The organism is Micromonospora radicis, from assembly GCF_003583405.1.
In the GTDB taxonomy this organism is placed as follows: Bacteria; Actinomycetota; Actinomycetes; order Mycobacteriales; family Micromonosporaceae; genus Micromonospora; species Micromonospora radicis.
In genome coordinates this window covers 47,365-65,482 of the sequence record NZ_QXEC01000018.1, presented here as the reverse complement: position 1 = coordinate 65,482, position 18,118 = coordinate 47,365, and the positions used below count along the sequence as shown (strand labels likewise).

Genomic DNA, 18,118 nt, shown 5'->3' with positions numbered 1-18,118 from the left:
TCCTAACCGAGGAACAACTGTCGACGGGCGGCGGAGGCTTCGAACGCCTCCAGCCGCCGCTGGGTCTCGGCCGGGGCGGCGTCGCAGATCGCCTGCAGCAGCACCATGGCCAGGGTCATCGGGGCGGTGTGCAGGTCGAACACCAGTTGGGCGCCGACCGCGGCGGGCAACACCACGTCGGCGTACTCGGTCGCCGGGCTCACCGGCGAGTCGGTGATCGCCACGACGGTCAGCCCGGCCGCGCGGGCCTCGCGCAACGCGTCCAGGGTCTCCCGGGGGTAGCGGGGCAGCACGAAGGCCAGCAGCGCGCTCGCCCCGGCGGCGGCGGCCTGTTCGAGCCGGTCGGTGAGCAGGCTGCCGCCGACGTCGAGCACCCGCACGTCCGGGTGCACCTTCGCGGCGAAGTACGCGAAGTACGCGGCCAACGGCGCGGCGGCCCGCAGCCCGAGCACCGGCAACGGACGGCTGGCGGCCAGCGTACGACCGGTGTCGGCCAGCCGCTCCCGGTCGGCGAGCTGGTCGGCCAGCCGGTCCAGGTTGCCGATCTCGGCGCGTACCGCCTGCTGTAGCTCGTTGCCGGCGGTGGCCGGGCCGGGCGCGGCGGCGGTCAGTTCGCGCAGCCGGCGGCGCAGCGCGGGATAGCCGTCGTGGCCCAGCGCGACCGCGAACCGGGTGACCGACGGCTGGCTGACCCCGGCCAGCTCGGCGACCTCGGCGGCGGAGAGGTAGCCGACGGCCGGCGCATGCTGCACCAGGCAGTGCGCGATGCGCCGCTGGGTCGGGGTGAGCCGGACCCCGTCGAACAGGCCGACGACCCGCTCGGTCGGCACCATCGCAGCCCCTTCATTCATTCTGAGACTGTATGCATGAAAACTTTCACCAGGCAAGCGCGTCGCCGTCCTCCGACGTGAGCTGCGGTTACGCCGTGACGACGCGGAGTGAGGCCACCGGTGGGCAGGGCGGCGAGCGGCGGCTCGGTAGGATCCGCACGGCGGTCGAGCAGAGGAGTGCCCATGCAGCCGGATGGCCCCTACCGGTACACGCACCTGCTGGGCGGCTCGCCGGTGGGCAAGGCGTGGGCGGCCCTCGACCAGCAGGGCCGACTGGTGACAGTGGCCGTTCTGGACGCCACTGTGGCCGCCGCCCCCGGCTGGCGGGAGGCCTTCGCCGGCACCGCCAACAATCTCGCCCAGGCACCCGGCGGCACCCCCTTCACGTACGCGGACTTCGCGGCCGCCGCACCCTGGGTCGCGTACTCGGCGGAGGCCGGACCGGCCGCGGAGAAGCTCTTCCAGGCGCTCGGGGTGGAGTACGCCCCGGCACCCACCTCCAGCCCACCTGCCTCCGGGATGCCCGTTTCGCCGGCTTCCGGCCTGCCGGTCTCCGGCCCGCCCGGCACCGCCTCGGGGCCACCGTCCACCGGCTCGCCTGACGCCGTCCCCGCGACGCCGACGTCGGCCGCGCCGAGCCCGATCTCGGGTGCGCCCGCCTCGCCCGGCACGGGCTGGCAGCCGTCGCCGGTCTCCGCCGCACCGCAGTCGCCGCGCCCGTACGCCGCACCGGAGGATCCCTTCTCCTCCCAGACCCCGCGGATCGTCCCGTCCACGCCGCGTCGTCGTCGCCCACCACTGTGGATCGGTGCCGGGGCGGCGGTCGTGGCGGTCGCGATCGTCGGCGGGGTCGCGGTCTGGGCGTTGTCGGGCGGCGACGACGAGCCGTCGGCCGCACCGAACGGAGTGGCCACCGTCGCGCCGCCGGCGCTGCCGACGGCGCCGCCGCAGTCACCCGGCGTCGAGCCGCCCACGCCCGGCGCATGGCCGACCCAGTGGCCCAAGTTCACCGAGTTGGACGAGGTGCGGACCCTCTCCGACCTGGAGGGGCTCGGCTTCCCGGTCAAGGTGCCGGTCGGCTGGCAGTGCACCCCCGCCGCCCGCGCCGACGGGTACGTCAGGTACACCTGCGGCAACTCGGCCACCGGCCAGCAGCTGACCGGCGGCGAGTTGATCGTGAGGGACTGTCCCGAGCCGTGCAACGCCCAGTGGCAGAACGCGATGCGGGCGGTCGAGGAGGCATGGGGCGCGCAGTGGATCCGCAGCGGTGAGTACGCCAGCTACGCCGAGCAGATCATTGAGGTCGACGGCGAGCAGCGGCACGGGCTGGTCGTGGTCGCCTACTTCCGCAGCGGCGAGGCATCCGTGGTCAACCGTCAGGTCGTGATCCGGATGACCGCGCCCGTGCCCGAGGCGTACCAGTTGCGGCGCTTCGCCGGCTACATCCGGGACGTGGTCGTCTTCTGATGAGCCTCACGTCGTCCACGCCCGGTCAGGCGCTCCGGCCGCTCGCCGGCCGCTCCGTCGCGCTGGTCCACGAGTGGTTCGGCGCCACCGGTGGCTCCGAGCAGGTCTTCCTGAGCATGGCCGACGCCGTGCCGCACGCGGACCGCTTCGTGCTCTGGAAGGACGACGACGCGACGGTGGACGGCCAGCTCCGGCAGTCCTGGCTGGCCGGCACCCCGCTGCGGCGGAGCAAGGCACTCGCGCTGCCGCTGATGCCGTTGGCCTGGCGGACGCTCACCCGCGCGACCTACGACGTCGTCATCTCGTCGAGTCACGCCTTCGCGCACACGGTCAAGATCGGTGACCCCGGCCGGACCCGCCACCTGAGCTACGTGCACTCACCGGCCCGTTACGTGTGGAGCCCCGAGCTGGACCAGCGGGGCGGCAATCCGATGCTCGCGCCGATGCGCGCCGTGCTCCGGGCCGGGGACAGGCGGTTGAGCCGGCACGTGCACAGCTACGCGGCGAACTCCCGGGAGGTGCAGGCCCGGATCCGCCGCTGCTGGGGGCGCGACGCCCGGGTGATCAACCCGCCGGTCGAGGTGGACTACTTCCGAGCCGCCCCCGAGCAGGTACGCGACCAGGGCCGTCGCTATCTGCTGGGTGTCGGACGCTGGATCCCGTACAAGAACTTCGATCTGATGATCGAGATCGCCGCGGCGGCCCGACTGCCGTTGGTGCTCGCCGGTGGCGGGCCGGAAGAGGAACGCCTGCGCGGCCTGGCCGCCCGCGTCGACGTGCCGGTGGAGTTCGAGGTCCGGCCCGCCCGGGAGCGGCTGCGCGAGCTGTACTGGGGCGCCATCGCGCTGCTCTATCCGGCGGTCGAGGACTTCGGCATGATCCCGGTCGAGGCGCAGGCCTGTGGCACGCCGGTGGTCGGCCTGGCCCGTGGTGGACTGTTGGAGACGGTGGTGCCGGGCGAGACGGGCTTCCTGCTCGACACCACCGATCCCGCCGCCTATGTGGACCCCCTCCGGCGGGCGGCGCGGCTGCCCGGCGCGGCGGCGCTGGCCAACGCCCGGCGGTTCACCCCGCAGACCTTCCAGGCGAACCTCGCCGCCTGGCTGACCGATGAGGCGTAGCCGGTGCCGCAGCAGTCCCGAGCCGACGACGTCGCGGTGGCGAACGTCCTGATGCTGGGTACGGCCGAGTGGGATTCCCCGATCGCGACCAACCAGCACTACGTCACCCGGGAGTTGTCCCATGGCGCGAAGGTGACCTTCGTCGAGTCGCTGGGCCTGCGCCGACCCAAGCTGCGGCGCGACGACGTCCGACGGATGGCCGCGCGGGCGCGCCGGGCGTTCGGCGGCCGGCAGGAGAGCCCCGCGTACCGGCCCCGGCCGGCCGGCACCCGGATCGTGTCGCCGCTCGTGCTGCCGGTGCACCGGACACCGACGCGACGGATCAACCGGGCCCTGCTCCGGCGCGCCACCGGCGAATGGCTCGCCGGTCCGCGTCCGCGCGTGCTCTGGACGTTCACTCCGGTCACCTATGGCCTGGAAGAATCCGCCGACGTCGTCGTCTACCACTGCGTGGACCTGCTGGCGACCTTCCCCGGTGTGGACGGCGTCGCGGTGCGCCGCGGCGAACGCGCCCTGGCGTCGCGTACCACCGTGGCCATCGCCACCAGCACGGCTGTCCAGGAGCATCTCGCCGTCGGCGGCTTCCCCCGGATCGAGCTGCTGCCGAACGTCGCGGACGTCTCGGTCTTCACGGCGGCCAGTCGGCCGGCGTCCGATCGCCGGCCCGCAGTCCTCTTCTCCGGTAACCTCACCGTCCACAAGCTCGACCTTCGCCTGCTCGAGTCCGTCGCGACCGCCCTGCGGGGTCGGGGTGAGCTGCTGTTGGCCGGTCCGCTCGCGGCCGGTGGGGGCAGCTTCGACGGGCCACTACGGCGGCTTGAGGAGTTGGGCGCCCGGCACCTCGGCGTGCTCACGCCCGCCGAACTCGCCGAGGTCGCCGGCACCTGCGCGGTGGGCCTCGTCCCGTACGCGATCAACGACTACACGCGGGGGGTGAGTCCGCTGAAGTGCTTCGAGTACCTCTCCTCCGGACTGGCCGTGCTGAGCACCGGGCTGCCGGCGATGGCCGAGTTGGCCCGCGGCAACCCGCACGTGACGGTCAGCGGTGCCGACGACTTCGCGGCCCGCCTGCTGGAGCTGATCGGCCCGGCCGACGACACCGTCCTGACCGACCGGATGACGACCGCGGCTGAGCACGGCTGGCAGACACGCGGGGCGGTGCTGCGCACCCTGCTGGCGAACGAGTTGGCCGGGAGACGGTAGCGGACCATGAGCGACGGTCGCCGACCGCGTCGCGGTCGTCCGCGGGAGGGCTGGCAATGAGCCGGGTACTGCTGGTCACGGTGGAGCCGCCCTGGCCGGCGGAGCACGGTGGGCGGATCCGTACCGCCCGGGTGGCCGAGGCGATGAGCCGGCAACTCGACGTGCTGGTGACCTTCCCCGACCATGGTGTCCGGCAATCGGCTCCGCCGGTCGCGACCCGCCCGTTGCCCTGGTCGGCGCCGTCGGCCCGGCGGACTCGGGGGTCCGGCCGACCCCACCTCGGCGGGCACTACCTGGCGCCGGTCGCCGACCGGCTCGACGCGCTGTGCGACGAGTTCCGGCCCGACGCGATCTACTGGTCCCACTCGTACCTGGCGGCGTGGGCACCGGCCGGGTTCCACCGGCTGCCGAACGTCGTGGAGTTCGCCAACATCGAGAGCCGACGGCTGCGGAGCCTGGTCACGTCCGGCCGGGGCTGGCAACGGCTGGCCCGCCGGGTGGAGGCGGCGAAGGCCGACCACTGGGAGCCTCGGGTGGCGGCCCGGGCCGCCTGCTGCGTCGCTCTCTCCCGACCCGACCTGGCACTGCTGCACGAGTGGACCAGCGACGTCGTGTTCGCTCCCAACGGGGTGGAGATCGGGCCGTACCACCCCTCACCCCCGGACGGTTACGTCCTCGCGCTGGCCTCGTACGACTACGAACCGAACGTGGCGGCACTGCGGACGCTGGTGCGGGACGCCTGGCCCCTGGTGCGCGCCGAGTCGCCGACGGCTCGGCTGGTGATCGCCGGGCGGCGTAGCGAGGCGCTGACCGAGGAGTTCGCCGCCGTCGCCGGGGTCACCGTCATCGGCACGCTGGACGACGTGGCGCAGGTGTACGCGGACGCCGTGGTGACCGTCGCGCCGGCCACCACGGGCGGTGGTGCCCAGCTCAAGCTGACCGAGTCGATGTCGCGGGGGCGCTCGGTCGTGATGAGCCCGTTCGCCGCGCGGGGCCTACCGGACGCCGTACGGGGTGCCGACGCCTACTGGGTGGCCGGCGACCCGCGCTCGTTCGCCATGGCGGTCGTCGACGCCGTGCGGAACCTGCCGGTGCGGCACGCGCGGGAGCGCACCGGCTGGCAGTGCTGCGCGGCGCTCGACTGGTCCCGGACGGTCGGCCCGGCGGTCGACGCGGTGGCCGACCTCGCCGGCCGCGGAGTGGCGTCGTGATCCGGCGGGTCCACCTCGTCGAGTCCGGCGGCCGGGGCGGCGTCTTCAACCACACCGTCGAGGTCGCCGCCGGCCTGACGGAACTCGGCATGGACGTGGTCGTACACACCGCCGACGACTGCGACCCGGCGCCCGAGCCGGTGCGGCTGTGCCGGTGCGTCGCATGGCAGCGCGCCTCACCCCACCGGCTGGTCCGGCAGGCGCGGACGTCGGCCCGATACCTCGCCCGGACGCTGCCCCACCTCTACCGGGCGATCGATCCGAGGGACGTGGTGCACCTGCAGGGCCTGTTCGCGCTGACCCCGGAGCTGATCTCGGTGGCCCGACGTCGCCGCGCCACCGTGGTCACCAGCCCGCACAACACCTTCGTCCGGTCGAACGCCCCGGGTGGTGGCCGGGCGCTGCGCAGCGCCCTGGCGGACGCCGATCGGGTTCTCGTCCACTCGGCGGCCGACCGGCGGAGCCTGATCGAGCGTGGGGTGACGGAGGTGGCGCAGGTGCCGCTCATGCAGTGGACCCCACCCGTGGACCCGGAACTCGTCACCCGCTGGCGCGCCGAACTGGCCGCGGACGGCGCCCGGCTCGCGCTGCTGCCGGGCCAGGTGCGGGCCGACAAGAACCCGGAGCTGTTCGTGCGCGCGCTGGCGGAACTGCCCGGCTGGCGGGGCGCGGTGGTCGGCGAGGACCTCGGGCCGGGCCGGCAGGTGGACGCGCTGGTCACCCGGACCGGAGCGGCGGTCACCACCACGTACCGCTACCTGTCCGTCGAGGAGTTCACCGCGTTGGTCGCGGCGGCCGACGTCGTCGTGGCGCCGTACGAGATCGCCAGCCAGTCCGGCGTCCTGGCGGTGGCGGCCCGGTTGGGTGTGCCGACGGCGGTGGTGCCGTGCGGTGGGCTCGCCGAGCTGGCCACCGTCGTCGCCCGGGACACCAGCGTGCCGGCGCTACGTGACGCCGTCACGGCGGCGTACGAGGCCGGCGCGCGGCCGCTGGACAGCGCGGGCGCCGCCGGTCGATTCCGGCACGAGTACACCGTCGCCCGGCAACGTCGAGCCGAGGATCGGAGGTGAGCGGCGAGGTGTCCACGCTGACCGTGGCGATGGTTTCGGTGTCCGACACCGCCGGCGGCGCCGAGGCGCACACCGTGGCGCTGGGGCAGGGGCTGCGACAGCGGGGCCATCACGTGCTGCTGTACGGCCGGTGCCCCGGCTGGACGGAACACGGCCTCGACCAGCGGGAGATCGCGCTCGGGCCGAAGTGGTCGCGTCGCACGATGGCCGCCGGGGTCCTGCGGGTGCCGGTGGAACGGCACCGGACCCGGCGGATCGCAGACGCGTCCGTGTACCACCTCCAGTTCAAGCGGGAGCAGGTCGCCCTGACCGGGCCGCTGTCCCGGCGGGCACCGGTGGTGTGGACCGAGCACGGGCGGTGGCTGGGGGGCCCGGCCGGCCGGCTGTTGCTCGCCGGCTACGCGCGCGCCGCCGGGAACGTCTCCCGGGTGGTCTGCGTCAGCGCCGCGGTAGCCGACGACCTGGCACCGGTGATCGGCCGGGACAAGCTGGTCGTGGTGCCGAACGCGATCGACATCGCGCGGTACGCCGCCCCACCGGCGGCGGCCCGGGCCGCGTTGCGCGAGCGGCTGCTCCCGAGCCGGTTCCACGAGCGTCGGGTCGCGATCCTCGCCGCCCGGTTGCACCCGGCCAAACGCCACGATCGGGCGATCGCCGCCGCGCTGGCCAGCGGGAGCGTCCTGGTCGTGGTCGGTGACGGACCGGACCGTACGCGGCTGGAACGGCTCTGCGCGGGCAACGCCGACGTGCACTTCACCGGCCGGCGTGACGACGTCCCGGACCTGCTCGCCGCCGCCGACCTCTACCTCTACTGCGGAGCCGAGACCGACGGCACACCGACCAGCGTGCTCGAGGCCGCCGCAGCCGGGCTGCCGATCGTGGCGTTCCACGGTGACCCCGGCACCGAGCTGGTGCCGCACTGCGGCGGTCTGCTGATCACCGAACCGGCGGAGCTGACCCGTGGGCGGGCGGCGGCGCTCGGCGACCAGCGGGGCAGCGGGGTGGCGTACGTCGAGCGGCGGCACGGCCGGAAGAGCTGGCTGGACGCGTACGAACAGATCTTCCGGAAGGGCTCCCGATGACCTCCCCGGGCTCGGCCACGACCGAGCCCGACGAGCGGGACACCGCGTCGGTCGGCAGCGCCCCGGCGGCCGACCGGGCCGCCTCGGGCGGTTCGCGGTCCGCGCGCGGCCTGAGCCTGGCCACCCTGGTCTCCTTCGGGCTGCGGCTGGTGGGCCTGGTGGTGGGCATGGCGACCACGTCCATGCTGGCCCGCTACCTGAACCCGGACGGGTACGGTCTCTTCGCCCTCGCGCTCACCCTCGGTACGGCGGCGGCGCAGGTCGCCGACATGGGCACCACGATCACGGTAAGCTCCCGGATCGCGCGCGAGAAGGTCGCGGCGGGCCGCATCCTGGGCACCGGGCTGCTCATCCGCACCCTGGTGGCGCTGGCGGCGACCGCCGTCCTGCTCGTGCTGGCCGCCCAGGGGGCGTTCGGTGCGTCCAGCGGAATCGTCAGCGTCATCGCGGTCGCCACGCCACTCTCCGCCGCCGCCATCCTCACCGCTGGCGCGACCGCCCGCTTCCGTCCCGAGGTGTCGGCCGTCCTCGCCCTCGTCCAGGGTGTCCTCTGGCTGGTCGCCGTCGTCGTCATCGTCCGTACCGGCGGCGAGGTCGTCCTGCTCGCCTGGCTCTTCGTCGCCGTCGTCACGGTGCAGACCGGCATCGGCGTGCTGATCAACCGACGGCTGGTGCCGCTCGGCCGACCGTCCTGGGCGGAGGCGGGCCGGATCTTCGCGCTGAGCTGGCCGTTGGCGGTCAGTTCGCTGGCGGTGATGGTCTACTACCGTCTCGGCTCGGTGGTGCTGTTCCACCTGCAGGGTGCCGCCGAGGTCGGCTACTACTCGGCCGCCTACAAGTTCCTGGACGTCGCGCAACTCGGGCCGGCCATGCTGGTGGCTCCGCTGCTGCCGATCGTGGCGACCAGCCTCGCCATGAACGCACACCGTCGGGAGCTGATCCTCAGCCTGGCCACGCGTACCGGGGTGGTGATCGGTGCCGGCACGGCGGTCCTGCTGATCGCGCTCGCGCCCGCCCTCGTCGGCTACCTCTACGGCGACGACTACGCCCCGGCGGTCCGGCCGCTGATCCTGCTTGCCGTGGCTTTCGTCGGCGTCACGCTCGGCTACGTCGGCACGACCATCTGCTCCGCGCTCGGGCTGGTCCGGCCGATCGCGGTGCTGACCGTCTCGATGGCGGTGGCCAACCTCGCGGCCCAGTTCTGGGCGTGCGCCCGGTGGGGAGCGACCGGCGCGGCGGCGGTCGCCGCCGGCACCGAACTGATCATCGGCGTCGGGACGTGCCTGCTGGCGGCCCGGGCGATGACGGCGCGGCTGCCCGTGCGCGAGCTGGCGAGCGTGTTCCTCGCCGGAGCAGCCACGGTCGCTCTGCTCTGGCTGGTCCGGTTGCCCTGGCCGGTCGAGGCGGCGCTGGCCGGCGGCTTGTTCGCTGCGGCGGTGCTGCTCACCCGGGCGCTCACCGTGGCCGATCTCAGACGGGTGCTGTCCCGCCGGGCGCTCTGACCGGCGGGCCGCCCCGCCGGGGCGATCAGTAGCTGGCGCCGGTGTGCAGGTGCCGCCACGTCAGGCCGGCGCACACCACCGGTCCGACGCCGCACGGCAGCTCGGCGTTGGTGTTGGTGGCCGTGCTGCCGTCGGACCGGACCAGCCGGCTGACGTCCACCGCCAGGTCCACCAGGTACGAGGTCACCGAGCCGCCCGCGCCGATCGACACCCCCGCCGAGCCGGGCGCGGTCCGCAGCGTGTCGCCCCGGATCACGGTCGCACCCGACCGGCGTACCTTCGCCACACCGCCGGTGGTGTCCTCGACGGTCACGCGGGACACCAGCAGTTCGGTGCGGGTGTTCAGGTCCGCCAACCACGACTTGTTCGTCGTCCGCACGTTGTTGAAGGCCACCTGTGGCAGGACATGGGTGGCCGCGGTGGCGGCGACCAGCCCGCCACCCCGACCGGCGACCCCCGTGTCGGAGATGCTCGCCTGCCGCACCGTGGCTCCCGTCGCCCAGTGCGGCAGCTCCAGCAGGTAGCTGTCGCCGGTCGTGGTGGCGCTGACCCGCTGCACGGTCAGCTCGTCCACCGTTCCGGCGACCTGGAGGACCGCGGCGCCGGGGGCGGACGCGGCGACCGTCAGCCGGTCGACCCGGAGTCGCTGGACCCGGGCGGTGGGATCGACGCGTACGACCGGTCCGGCACCGAGATGCGCCGCGTGGACGCCCTCCACGGTCAGCTCCGGGAAGGCCGCGGCGGCCAGCGGCGAGACCCGAACCAGCGCGCCGTCCGCGGCCGGGTCGGCGAAGGTCAACCCCCGGATGCGCAGGCGGCCGACGTTCGAGCCGTTGACGTACACCACGTGTCGGCCGGGGACGGTGGTCGCGGAGACCCCCTCCACCACCAGATCGTCCACGTGACCACCGGTGGTACGCCATTCCGCGGTGTCGTCGCCGGTCCAGATGACGTTGTTGTGCGCGAGGCCGGCCACCCCACGGACGGTGGTGCGCAGCGCCGCGGTCTCCGGTGATCCGCCGAGCACCTTGACCAGCGTCGCGGCCGAGGTGACGTCGATGTCCTCGATGACCGTGTCGGCGACCGGCCCCGAGACGTCGTCGTACGACTGCCAGTCGCGCGGGGTGACGGCGATCGTGTCGTCGCCCGTGCTACCCCGGATCGTGGCGATCCGGGTCCGGCGGGCGGGCCCCTGGAGGTGGACGCCGTCGGAGCGCACGTCGAACCGGATGTGGCTGACGGTGGTGTCGGTGACGTCGCCCAGCGAGATCGCGTACTTGTCGCCGGAGGTCCGTACGGTCAGTCGTTGCAGCACCAGGTGGTCCACCCGCCGGAACAGCAGCGTGTGCAGCTCCGTGCCGCTGCCGCCGACATCCACGGCACGGATCCAGGTGCCGCCGATGACGGTGACGTTCCGGTCTCGACCGCCATCGACGGCCGCCGGGTTGGTGAGCAGGTTGCAGCGGCTGCCCGTGGTCAACGTGACCGTGCACTCCATCATCACCAGGGTCGTCCCGCTGTGCACCAGGAGTGGCGCGCTGACCTGGTAGTGGGCCCCCGGGCGACCGTGGACGAGACCACCCGCGCCGCCCCGGAGGGCGGTGTTGAGGGCGTCGGTGTCGTCGCCGCCGGAGGGCGCCGGCAGTACGACCCGCCTGCGGCGTGGGGCGTCACCGGCCAGGACCATGCCACCGGCGACGGCGAACAGTCCGCGGCGGGTGATCATCTCGGCTCCGGTGGTGTCGACGACCTCGTCGGAAGACCTTGGCGCGGCGGCCCCTCGGAAGTCGGGACGCTTCGCGGGCATAGTACTGAAACCCGGTGCCGGTGGGCTGCGCCGGGCGAAACTTCGGGCCCTGTTCGTCGCCGTCGGGCCTGATACTGTGTGCCACGGCCGTAGCGCCGTGACGTTCGACCCACCACAGAGCACGGATCTCCGGTCACCCGGCGCCTCGATTGTGGTCGTCCGGCGACCGTCACGGCACCGGCCGGCAGAGTTGTCAGTGGGTTCCGGGCCGCGCGGGCCGGTGGATCCGGTCACGGGGCAAGGGCGGCGATGGGTTCCAGAGGGGCGATGGGTTCCAGTGGACCGTCGACTGGTTCGGCCACCGACACCGAACCGCACACGCCCGAGCAACCGGCCGGTCGACCCGCGGCGGCCGACGACACGGGGCGCGGGTCGGACCTACTCCGGCAGGCGCTACGCCCGTTGACCGCCACCGCGCGGCATCCGCTCGGCTGGGCGTCGTGGGCGATGGCGGTGTTCTCCGCCGCGTACCTCGCCTGGGCGCTGCCGGCACCCGTCGGGATCGTCCTCGCGGTGGCGCTGCCGCTGCTGGTGCTTCGCCTGCCCGTGACGGGGATCGTGCTGGTGGCTGTGCTCGCCCAGGAGATCAAGCCCAACGGGCGCTTCGGGGAGCTGACCACGCTGGGGCACCAGCTGCTGATCAGCACGGGGAAGATCCCGGCCGTCCTGCCGCTCGCGCTGACGGCCGCGCTCGCGGCTGTCGCCCGGTGGTGGCCGGCGCAGCGGCCTCAGCTCCGTTCCCCGGGCGGCATGCTGATCGGGATCGCCGCGGGGCTCGTCGCCGTGGCCACCGGGGTCGGTCTGCTGCACGGGCAGTCGGTCTTCTCGGCGGTCAACCAGAACGCCCGACCCTTCGTCCTACTGCTGCTGGGGCTCGTCATCGGGATGAGCCTGCGGTGGCTACCGGACGACCGGAAGTCGCTGATGCCGACGGTCGGCGCGGCCCTGACCCTGCTGCTCGTCGCGGCAGCGGTCGCCATCGCGCTGGGCGAGATCGCCGACGAGCGACTCAGCGCCTACTTCGTCTACTACGACTCCGCGCTGCCCGCGATCGCGGCGGCGGTCTCCCTCGGCATGCTCGGGTACGCCGGATGGCGCTGGGACTGGCGGCACCTGACCGTCGCGGTCGCGGCACCGCTGCTGGTCGTCGTCAGCTTCCGCCGCAGCGTCTGGCTCGCGGCCCTGGTCGTCGTCATCGTCGCCCTCGTACTGTCCGGGGCCCGTTGGCGGCGGACCTTCCAGCAGCTCGCGTTCGTGGGCGTTGTGGTGGCGGCGGTGGTGTTCGCCGCGCCGGGTCTGGCCGGGGATGTCGGTCTGCGCAGCGCGGGTAGCTTCGAACTCGCCGGTGGCGATAACGCCCAGACCGAACCGGCGCCCGCGCCGACCGATCCGGGGCCCGCCCAGACCGATCCGGCGCCTGCGCCGGCCGACCCGACCGACCCGGGGCCCGCGTCGGCCGACCCCAATGCGCCGTCGGCGAGCCCACCGCCGGCAGCGAGCGGATCCCCGGCGACCAGCGAGCCGGCGGCAACCGGTGCGCCGACCGGGCAGAGGGCGGCGCCACAGCCGACCGGGCAGAGCGAGCCGCCACAGCCGACCGGGCAGGTCTCCTCGCCCGGGTCGGCCGAGGCTCCCGGCGCCGCGCCCCGCCCCGCTCCCGGGCCGGCGAGCGCCGAGCACCAGGCGGCCTCGACCAGTGGGCATCTCGACGACCTTCGCATCGGTTGGGAGCAGGTACGAGCAAACCCCTGGACCGGCATCGGGCCGCTCGCCCCGCAGCTCCCGGGCGTGGCCGCCGACCAGGCCGAGCGGATCTACGTGCACAACCAGCTGTTGCAGGACTGGCTGCGCTACGGCCCGCTGGCGCCACTGCTCGTCGTGCTCTTCTTCGTGGTCGCCGGCCTGGTGGCGTTGGCTCGGCTGCGCGATCCCGACAGTGACCTGGTGAGCCGGGTCAGCGCCGCGTTCTGTCTGATCGCGCCGCCGTGCCTGATGACCGCGCCGTTCCTGTCCGAGACGAGCCGGTGGCCGCTGGTGACCGGCATCATGGCCGGCATCCTCGTCGGCCAGGCGGGGCTCCGGCGCGGCGTCCGGTAGGCCGGTTCGGAGGTCATGGTGACAGCAGCGCCGACACGGGACGAGGCGGAGCGTCCGAGCGGGGCCATGGTGTCGGTGGTGGTGCCCACCCGTAACCGTGGTCAACTCGCCGAGGCCAGGGCCCGGTGGGCGCTGGCGCAACCGTACGTGCGGGAAGTGGTCTTCGTGGTCGACGGCAGCGCCGACGACACGGCCGACCGGCTGCGGCGCCTCGCCGACCAGGACGCTCGGCTCCACGTCCTCGTCAACGACCGCAACGTGGGACCGCCGAAGGCCAAGAACATGGGCATCGACGCCACCACCTCGGAGTGGCTGTTCATCATCGACGACGACGACGTTCCCAGCACGGACCTCCTCGTCGAACTCCTGCGGGTCGCCGACGAGGCGGGCGCGGACGTCGTCGGCGTGCCGTGGTTCAATCTCGACACGGTGCAGGACGTGGCAGAGTCGGTCGCGCGGGCACCGAGATCGCCCGGCGGGCCGCGACTCGATCAGCCCGGGATCTTCCCCGAAACGGCTTGGGCGCCATGCGTGTGGATGCCCGCCAACGCGCTGTTCCGGCGCGCCGTCTTCGACGTCGTCAGGTACGACGAGGCGTACACCGGCAACTTCTACCGGGAGGAGACGGACCTGTACGTGTCGGCGGCCCGCGCGGGCCACCGGGTCCTGGTGACGGACCGGGGCTACACCTACGTGCGTTCCCGGCGTGGCGGTGGCATCGATCGGCAGTCCAAGCTCCGGTACGAGCACTCGGTGCTCCGCAACAACTGGTACTTCCTGCGCAAGCACGGCGCCTGGTTGCGCGAGCAGGGCCTGATCCGTCGGCCGGTGCCCGAGCAGGTGTCGCTGTTCGTCCGGAGGATGACGCCACTGGCCCGGGCCGCCCGACGGCGCCTCACCGGGTGGGCCCGACGATGAGAGTCGTGATCGTCAGCCCGGATCCGACCAGCAACTCGGGCGGGGTCGAACGGTTCTGCCACACGCTCAGCGACGTCGTCGACGGACTCGGCGGCGTCGCCACGGTGATCGGCGCGGCCGACGTCGGCAAGCTCTCGTACGACCTCGCGATCACGAACGGGATGGTCAGCCGGCGCACCGGTACGCCGCGCATCCACGTCTATCACGGCTGTTGGGTCGACCACGTTCGGCTCGGTACCCGGACCAACGACTACTCCCTGCCCTGGAAGACGCAGTTCCTGGTCAAGGGGGCGGCCAAGGAGGTCTGGGCGGGCGTCGACGCGTACCGGGTCGCGGTCTCCGAGCCGACGGCGGCAGAGGTGGCGCGCTGGTACCGGCTTCGGGTCCACCGCGTGATTCCGAACGGGATCGACACCACGATGTTCGACACCGGCGACCGTGGGGTCGCCCGCGAGCGGTTGCGGATCGGCGCGAGCGAACGGCTGGCGCTCTTCATCGGGCGGGCGGAGGCGCGCAAGCGACCCGACATCGCGGTGGCTGCCGCGTCGCGCGCCGGCTACCGGTTGCTGACCGCCGGCTCGGGTCGCGTCGACGGCGCGACCAGCCTCGGTGTGCTCGCGCCGACCGAGCTGAGAACCTGGATACGGGCGGCGGACTGCGTGTTGGCGCCGAGTGACTACGAGGCGTGCTCGCTGGGCATCCTGGAGGCGATTGCCAGCGGTACGCCCGTGCTGGCGAGCCGGGTGGGCTATGTCCACACTCTCGTCCGCGCGGTGCCGTCCTATCGCGACCTCACCGCGTCCCCGGGTGACCTGGACGAGTTCACCCGGGCCTTGACCCTCCTGCCGTCGCGACACCAGGCGGTCGCCGAGGTCACCGCCTTCGTCCGGGCGGAGAACAGCCTGGCACGCTTCGCCCACCACTGGTCCGCGGCGATCGCCGACGTGACGAGGCGGAGGGCCGGCGGCTGACCGCCGGCGCCGTCCGGGTCAGCGACCGCTGCCGCGGAGCACCTCCCCGACCGTACGCAGCACGACCTTGATGTCGAGCCAGAGCGACCAGTTCTCGATGTAGTAGTTGTCGAACCGGGCCCGGTCGGAGATCGGTGTGTCCCCGCGCAATCCGCTGACCTGCGCGAGCCCGGTCAACCCGACGGGGACCCGGTGCCGGGCCGCGTAGTTCGGGTACTCCGCCGAGAACTTCTCCACGAAGTGCGGCCGTTCCGGCCGGGGACCGACCACGCTCATGTCACCGCACAGGATGTTCCACAGTTGGGGTAGTTCGTCCAGCGAGGTGCGGCGCATGAACCTACCGACCGGCCCGACCCGGCCCTCGTCCGCGATGGACCATCTGGTCTGTGACTCCTGCTCGTCCAGGGGACGCATCGTGCGGAATTTGATGACCTTGAACGGTCTGCCGTACCGGCCGACCCGTTCCTGCCGGAAGAGGACACCCCGACCGCCGGCGAGGAAGGTGGCGATGGCACAGAGCAGTAGCACCGGGCTCAGTACCACCAGCGCGACCGTGGCGAAGACCATGTCGGAGGCGCGCTTGATGGCCCACCTCGGACCGGAGAACGTGACGTCACCGATCTTGACGATCGGAATGGCTCCGATGTGGTCGGAGTAGCCGCCCTGCGAACGCGAGCCCCACAGGCCGGGCACCGCCCAGAGGTCGCAGCGGGCGCTGCGCGGACGCAACACGGTCTCCATCAGGGTGGACTCGGAGCAGTCCGGGTCGGCGACGACCAGTACCTCGCACTCCAGCAGCCGCACCAGATGTTCGAGATCGTCGAGGTTGCCGCTGAGCGGCAGGACCCCGGTCTTCTGCCGCGAGGTCGCGTCCACACAGCCGACGAAGCGCAGGCCGTAGCGCGGATGACGGCGCAACAGCCGGGCCAGTTCGAGGCCGGTCGGTCCGCTGCCGACGATGATGGCGTTGTGCTCCACCCAGCGGTGCTTGCGGACGAGGACGATCAGCGCACGACTGACCGTCCGCCCGACGACGACCAGCCCCGCCGAGAGCGCGACGTCGCGCATGAAGCCGCTCACGTACTCCACAGAGGAGTGCCGCTGTGCGGCGATGATGGCGACCACCGCCGCGGAGGTCAGCAACCGGCCGCCGAGGGCCGGCAGTTCGTCGAGGATGCTCAGGTGTCGGCGCGGCCGGTAGAGCCCGCCGGACCAGAAGGTCGCCACGGCCAGCACGGCGTAGGCAAGCATTCCGCGCCAGTACGTCTGGGTCAGCAGTAACGGTGTGGTCAGCGCGGCGACGTCGATGGGGAGCGTCAGCATCCAGGCACGGAGCCGGCGCGTGCGTGACGACGCCCGGGATCTCGCGTACGGCAGTACCGCCGTCGTCCCGACCTCGGCTCGGGTCTCCTGCGGCGCGGCTTGCGGCACCAGTCCGCCGAGCTGCGCCCCGGGATGACCGGTTGCCGGCTGGCTCGTCATGGTCTGCGCTCCCCCCGTGAGCCCCCTCGGCCGCGCAACATGGCTGAGGGTGACCGCAGGATACGGTCGGGCGGAGCCGGTCACCATAGTCGGCGAGCCCGATCGAGTTCCTACTTTGCGGCGGCCAGGATCTCCGGCACCGTGTCCAGGCGTACCGCGTCGAAGAGCTTGTCGGCCTTCGGCTTGTCGGCCAGCACCACACTCTCGTTGCCGATCATGCCGGTGCCCTTGGTGGGGCAGGTGAGGAAGGTCAGGTTGCCGCCGCGCAGGTGACGCAACTCCATCGCGAAGTCCACCAAGGACATCGACTCGTCCACGGCCACCGAGTCGGCGGTCGCCCGCACGAACGAGTTCAGCCGGGTGGGGCTGGTCAGCGTGCCACCCGAGGCGGCCTTGTCCAGGATCGCCTTGATGACCTGCTGTTGGTGCCTGATCCGGGCGAAGTCACCGTCGGCGAAGGCATACCGCTCACGGGCGAAGTCGAGGGCGGCGGCTCCGTCCATCGTCTGCCGACCGGCGGTGAACTCCCGTCGACCGTCCGGTGTCAGCGAGTGCCGTGAGGTGAATCCCTTCTCGACATCGATCTCGACACCGCCGAGGGCATCCACGATCTCCTTGAAGCCGGAGAAGTCGACAATCGTGACGTGGTCGACCCGGACGCCGGTGAACTTCTCGACCGTCTGCACCATCAGCGGCACCCCACCCCAGGCGTACGCCGCGTTGATCTTCGCGTCCCGGCCGCCCCGTCCCTGTGCGGAGCGCGGCACGTTGACCCAGGTGTCCCGGGGGATCGAGATGAGCTGGGCGCTCGACCGGTCGGCCGGGAGGTGGGCCAGGATGATGGTGTCGGTACGCGAGCCCGAGGTGTTGTCCGGGTCGCGGGAGTCGCTGCCCAACAGCATGATGTTCATGGCGCCGGTCGCCACGACCTCCGGGCGGGACTCCGCCGGAATGCCGTCGAAGGCGTCGACCCGGTCGATGTCGGATTCCACGGATCGGTAGTACAGGCCACCGGCGACCAGCCCGCCGCCCCCGATCAGCGCCAGCACCAGGAAGCTGACGAGGGCGATCCGCCGCCAACGCGGCCGACGACGCTTCGGTTCCTCGGCCACCGGCTCCGGTGCGGACTGCGCGTCCATCGAGGACGGTGCCGCCGGTGGCCGGTCGTAGAACACGGTGTCGGGCTCGGAATCCCCGTGGTTTTGGTGCATGGAGGGATGCTACTGATTGTGGCAAGGCTCTCGCATACCCCTTTCATTCCGTTCGCGTTTCCGAGTTCGGGCGAATCGGGACCGACCGGTCGGACATTTGTCGACGTACGCGGAACGATCCATTCCGGTTTGTTACCCCGGTGTTT

Annotated in this window: 14 protein-coding genes; 10 read left to right on the top strand and 4 right to left on the bottom strand. The window is 72.7% G+C overall.

Going from position 1 to position 18,118, the window contains the following annotated elements; translation table 11 throughout:
• Positions 1–2 precede the first annotated feature (2 nt).
• Positions 3–851 carry a MurR/RpiR family transcriptional regulator gene (locus tag D2L64_RS18690; RefSeq protein WP_119578284.1) on the bottom strand — a complete coding sequence of 283 codons (849 nt, stop codon included), beginning with the start codon at positions 849–851 and terminating at the stop codon, positions 3–5.
• 162 nt (positions 852–1,013) lie between these two features.
• On the opposite strand from D2L64_RS18690, the gene D2L64_RS18685 reads away from it, so the two are divergent.
• From D2L64_RS18685 to D2L64_RS18655, 7 genes are read left to right on the top strand one after another with little or no spacing between them, the layout of a single operon-like run.
• A complete protein-coding gene (locus D2L64_RS18685) occupies positions 1,014–2,297 on the top strand; it encodes a hypothetical protein (protein WP_119578282.1) in 1,284 nt (427 codons plus the stop codon).
• Positions 2,297–3,418, top strand: coding sequence for a glycosyltransferase (locus D2L64_RS18680; RefSeq protein ID WP_119578280.1), 1,122 nt, complete (start codon positions 2,297–2,299; stop codon positions 3,416–3,418). The genes D2L64_RS18685 and D2L64_RS18680 overlap by 1 nt, the downstream gene beginning before the upstream one ends.
• Before the next feature lie 3 nt (positions 3,419–3,421).
• The gene (locus tag D2L64_RS18675; protein ID WP_233559029.1) at positions 3,422–4,621 is read left to right on the top strand and encodes a glycosyltransferase family protein; all 1,200 of its coding nucleotides are present in this window, start codon (positions 3,422–3,424) and stop codon (positions 4,619–4,621) included.
• Positions 4,622–4,677: 56 nt separating this feature from the next.
• Entirely contained in the window at positions 4,678–5,832 is a 1,155-nt protein-coding gene (locus D2L64_RS18670) for a glycosyltransferase (protein ID WP_119578278.1), read from the top strand.
• Positions 5,829–6,902: a glycosyltransferase gene (locus tag D2L64_RS18665; RefSeq protein ID WP_147376262.1), complete on the top strand. Its 1,074-nt coding sequence runs from the start codon at positions 5,829–5,831 to the stop codon at positions 6,900–6,902. The genes D2L64_RS18670 and D2L64_RS18665 overlap by 4 nt, the downstream gene beginning before the upstream one ends.
• On the top strand, positions 6,899–7,984 hold the full coding sequence (locus D2L64_RS18660; protein WP_119578273.1) for a glycosyltransferase family 4 protein: 1,086 nt from the start codon (positions 6,899–6,901) through the stop codon (positions 7,982–7,984). Before D2L64_RS18665 ends, D2L64_RS18660 begins: the two co-directional genes overlap by 4 nt.
• Positions 7,981–9,486 carry a flippase gene (locus D2L64_RS18655; RefSeq protein WP_119578271.1) on the top strand — a complete coding sequence of 502 codons (1,506 nt, stop codon included), beginning with the start codon at positions 7,981–7,983 and terminating at the stop codon, positions 9,484–9,486. Before D2L64_RS18660 ends, D2L64_RS18655 begins: the two co-directional genes overlap by 4 nt.
• A 25-nt stretch (positions 9,487–9,511) precedes the next feature.
• On the opposite strand, the gene D2L64_RS18650 is transcribed toward D2L64_RS18655, so the two are convergent.
• Complete coding sequence (locus D2L64_RS18650) at positions 9,512–11,212, bottom strand: hypothetical protein (protein WP_119578269.1); 1,701 nt, start codon at positions 11,210–11,212, stop codon at positions 9,512–9,514.
• Positions 11,213–11,560: 348 nt separating this feature from the next.
• On the opposite strand from D2L64_RS18650, the gene D2L64_RS18645 reads away from it, so the two are divergent.
• From D2L64_RS18645 to D2L64_RS18635, 3 genes are read left to right on the top strand one after another with little or no spacing between them, the layout of a single operon-like run.
• Complete coding sequence (locus D2L64_RS18645; RefSeq protein WP_199714604.1) at positions 11,561–13,390, top strand: O-antigen ligase family protein; 1,830 nt, start codon at positions 11,561–11,563, stop codon at positions 13,388–13,390.
• A gap of 18 nt (positions 13,391–13,408) precedes the next feature.
• The gene (locus tag D2L64_RS18640) at positions 13,409–14,308 is read left to right on the top strand and encodes a glycosyltransferase family 2 protein (protein ID WP_158603516.1); all 900 of its coding nucleotides are present in this window, start codon (positions 13,409–13,411) and stop codon (positions 14,306–14,308) included.
• A complete protein-coding gene (locus D2L64_RS18635; protein ID WP_158603515.1) occupies positions 14,305–15,279 on the top strand; it encodes a glycosyltransferase family 4 protein in 975 nt (324 codons plus the stop codon). Before D2L64_RS18640 ends, D2L64_RS18635 begins: the two co-directional genes overlap by 4 nt.
• 18 nt (positions 15,280–15,297) lie before the next feature.
• On the opposite strand, the gene D2L64_RS18630 is transcribed toward D2L64_RS18635, so the two are convergent.
• Both D2L64_RS18630 and D2L64_RS18625 read right to left on the bottom strand, forming a co-directional pair.
• Complete coding sequence (locus D2L64_RS18630) at positions 15,298–16,602, bottom strand: sugar transferase (protein WP_119578398.1); 1,305 nt, start codon at positions 16,600–16,602, stop codon at positions 15,298–15,300.
• 269 nt (positions 16,603–16,871) lie between these two features.
• Positions 16,872–17,972: an LCP family protein gene (locus tag D2L64_RS18625; RefSeq protein WP_407663133.1), complete on the bottom strand. Its 1,101-nt coding sequence runs from the start codon at positions 17,970–17,972 to the stop codon at positions 16,872–16,874.
• Positions 17,973–18,118: the final 146 nt, after the last annotated feature.

Coding starts and splice junctions, on each gene's coding strand:
- D2L64_RS18690 (WP_119578284.1), bottom strand. CDS start 851: ATGAATGAAGGGGCTGCGATGGTGCCGACCGAGCGGGTCGTCGGCCTG.
- D2L64_RS18685 (WP_119578282.1), top strand. CDS start 1,014: ATGCAGCCGGATGGCCCCTACCGGTACACGCACCTGCTGGGCGGCTCG.
- D2L64_RS18680 (WP_119578280.1), top strand. CDS start 2,297: ATGAGCCTCACGTCGTCCACGCCCGGTCAGGCGCTCCGGCCGCTCGCC.
- D2L64_RS18670 (WP_119578278.1), top strand. CDS start 4,678: ATGAGCCGGGTACTGCTGGTCACGGTGGAGCCGCCCTGGCCGGCGGAG.
- D2L64_RS18655 (WP_119578271.1), top strand. CDS start 7,981: ATGACCTCCCCGGGCTCGGCCACGACCGAGCCCGACGAGCGGGACACC.
- D2L64_RS18650 (WP_119578269.1), bottom strand. CDS start 11,212: ATGATCACCCGCCGCGGACTGTTCGCCGTCGCCGGTGGCATGGTCCTG.
- D2L64_RS18645 (WP_199714604.1), top strand. CDS start 11,561: ATGGGTTCCAGTGGACCGTCGACTGGTTCGGCCACCGACACCGAACCG.
- D2L64_RS18635 (WP_158603515.1), top strand. CDS start 14,305: ATGAGAGTCGTGATCGTCAGCCCGGATCCGACCAGCAACTCGGGCGGG.
- D2L64_RS18630 (WP_119578398.1), bottom strand. CDS start 16,602: ATGCTGACGCTCCCCATCGACGTCGCCGCGCTGACCACACCGTTACTG.
- D2L64_RS18625 (WP_407663133.1), bottom strand. CDS start 17,972: ATGCACCAAAACCACGGGGATTCCGAGCCCGACACCGTGTTCTACGAC.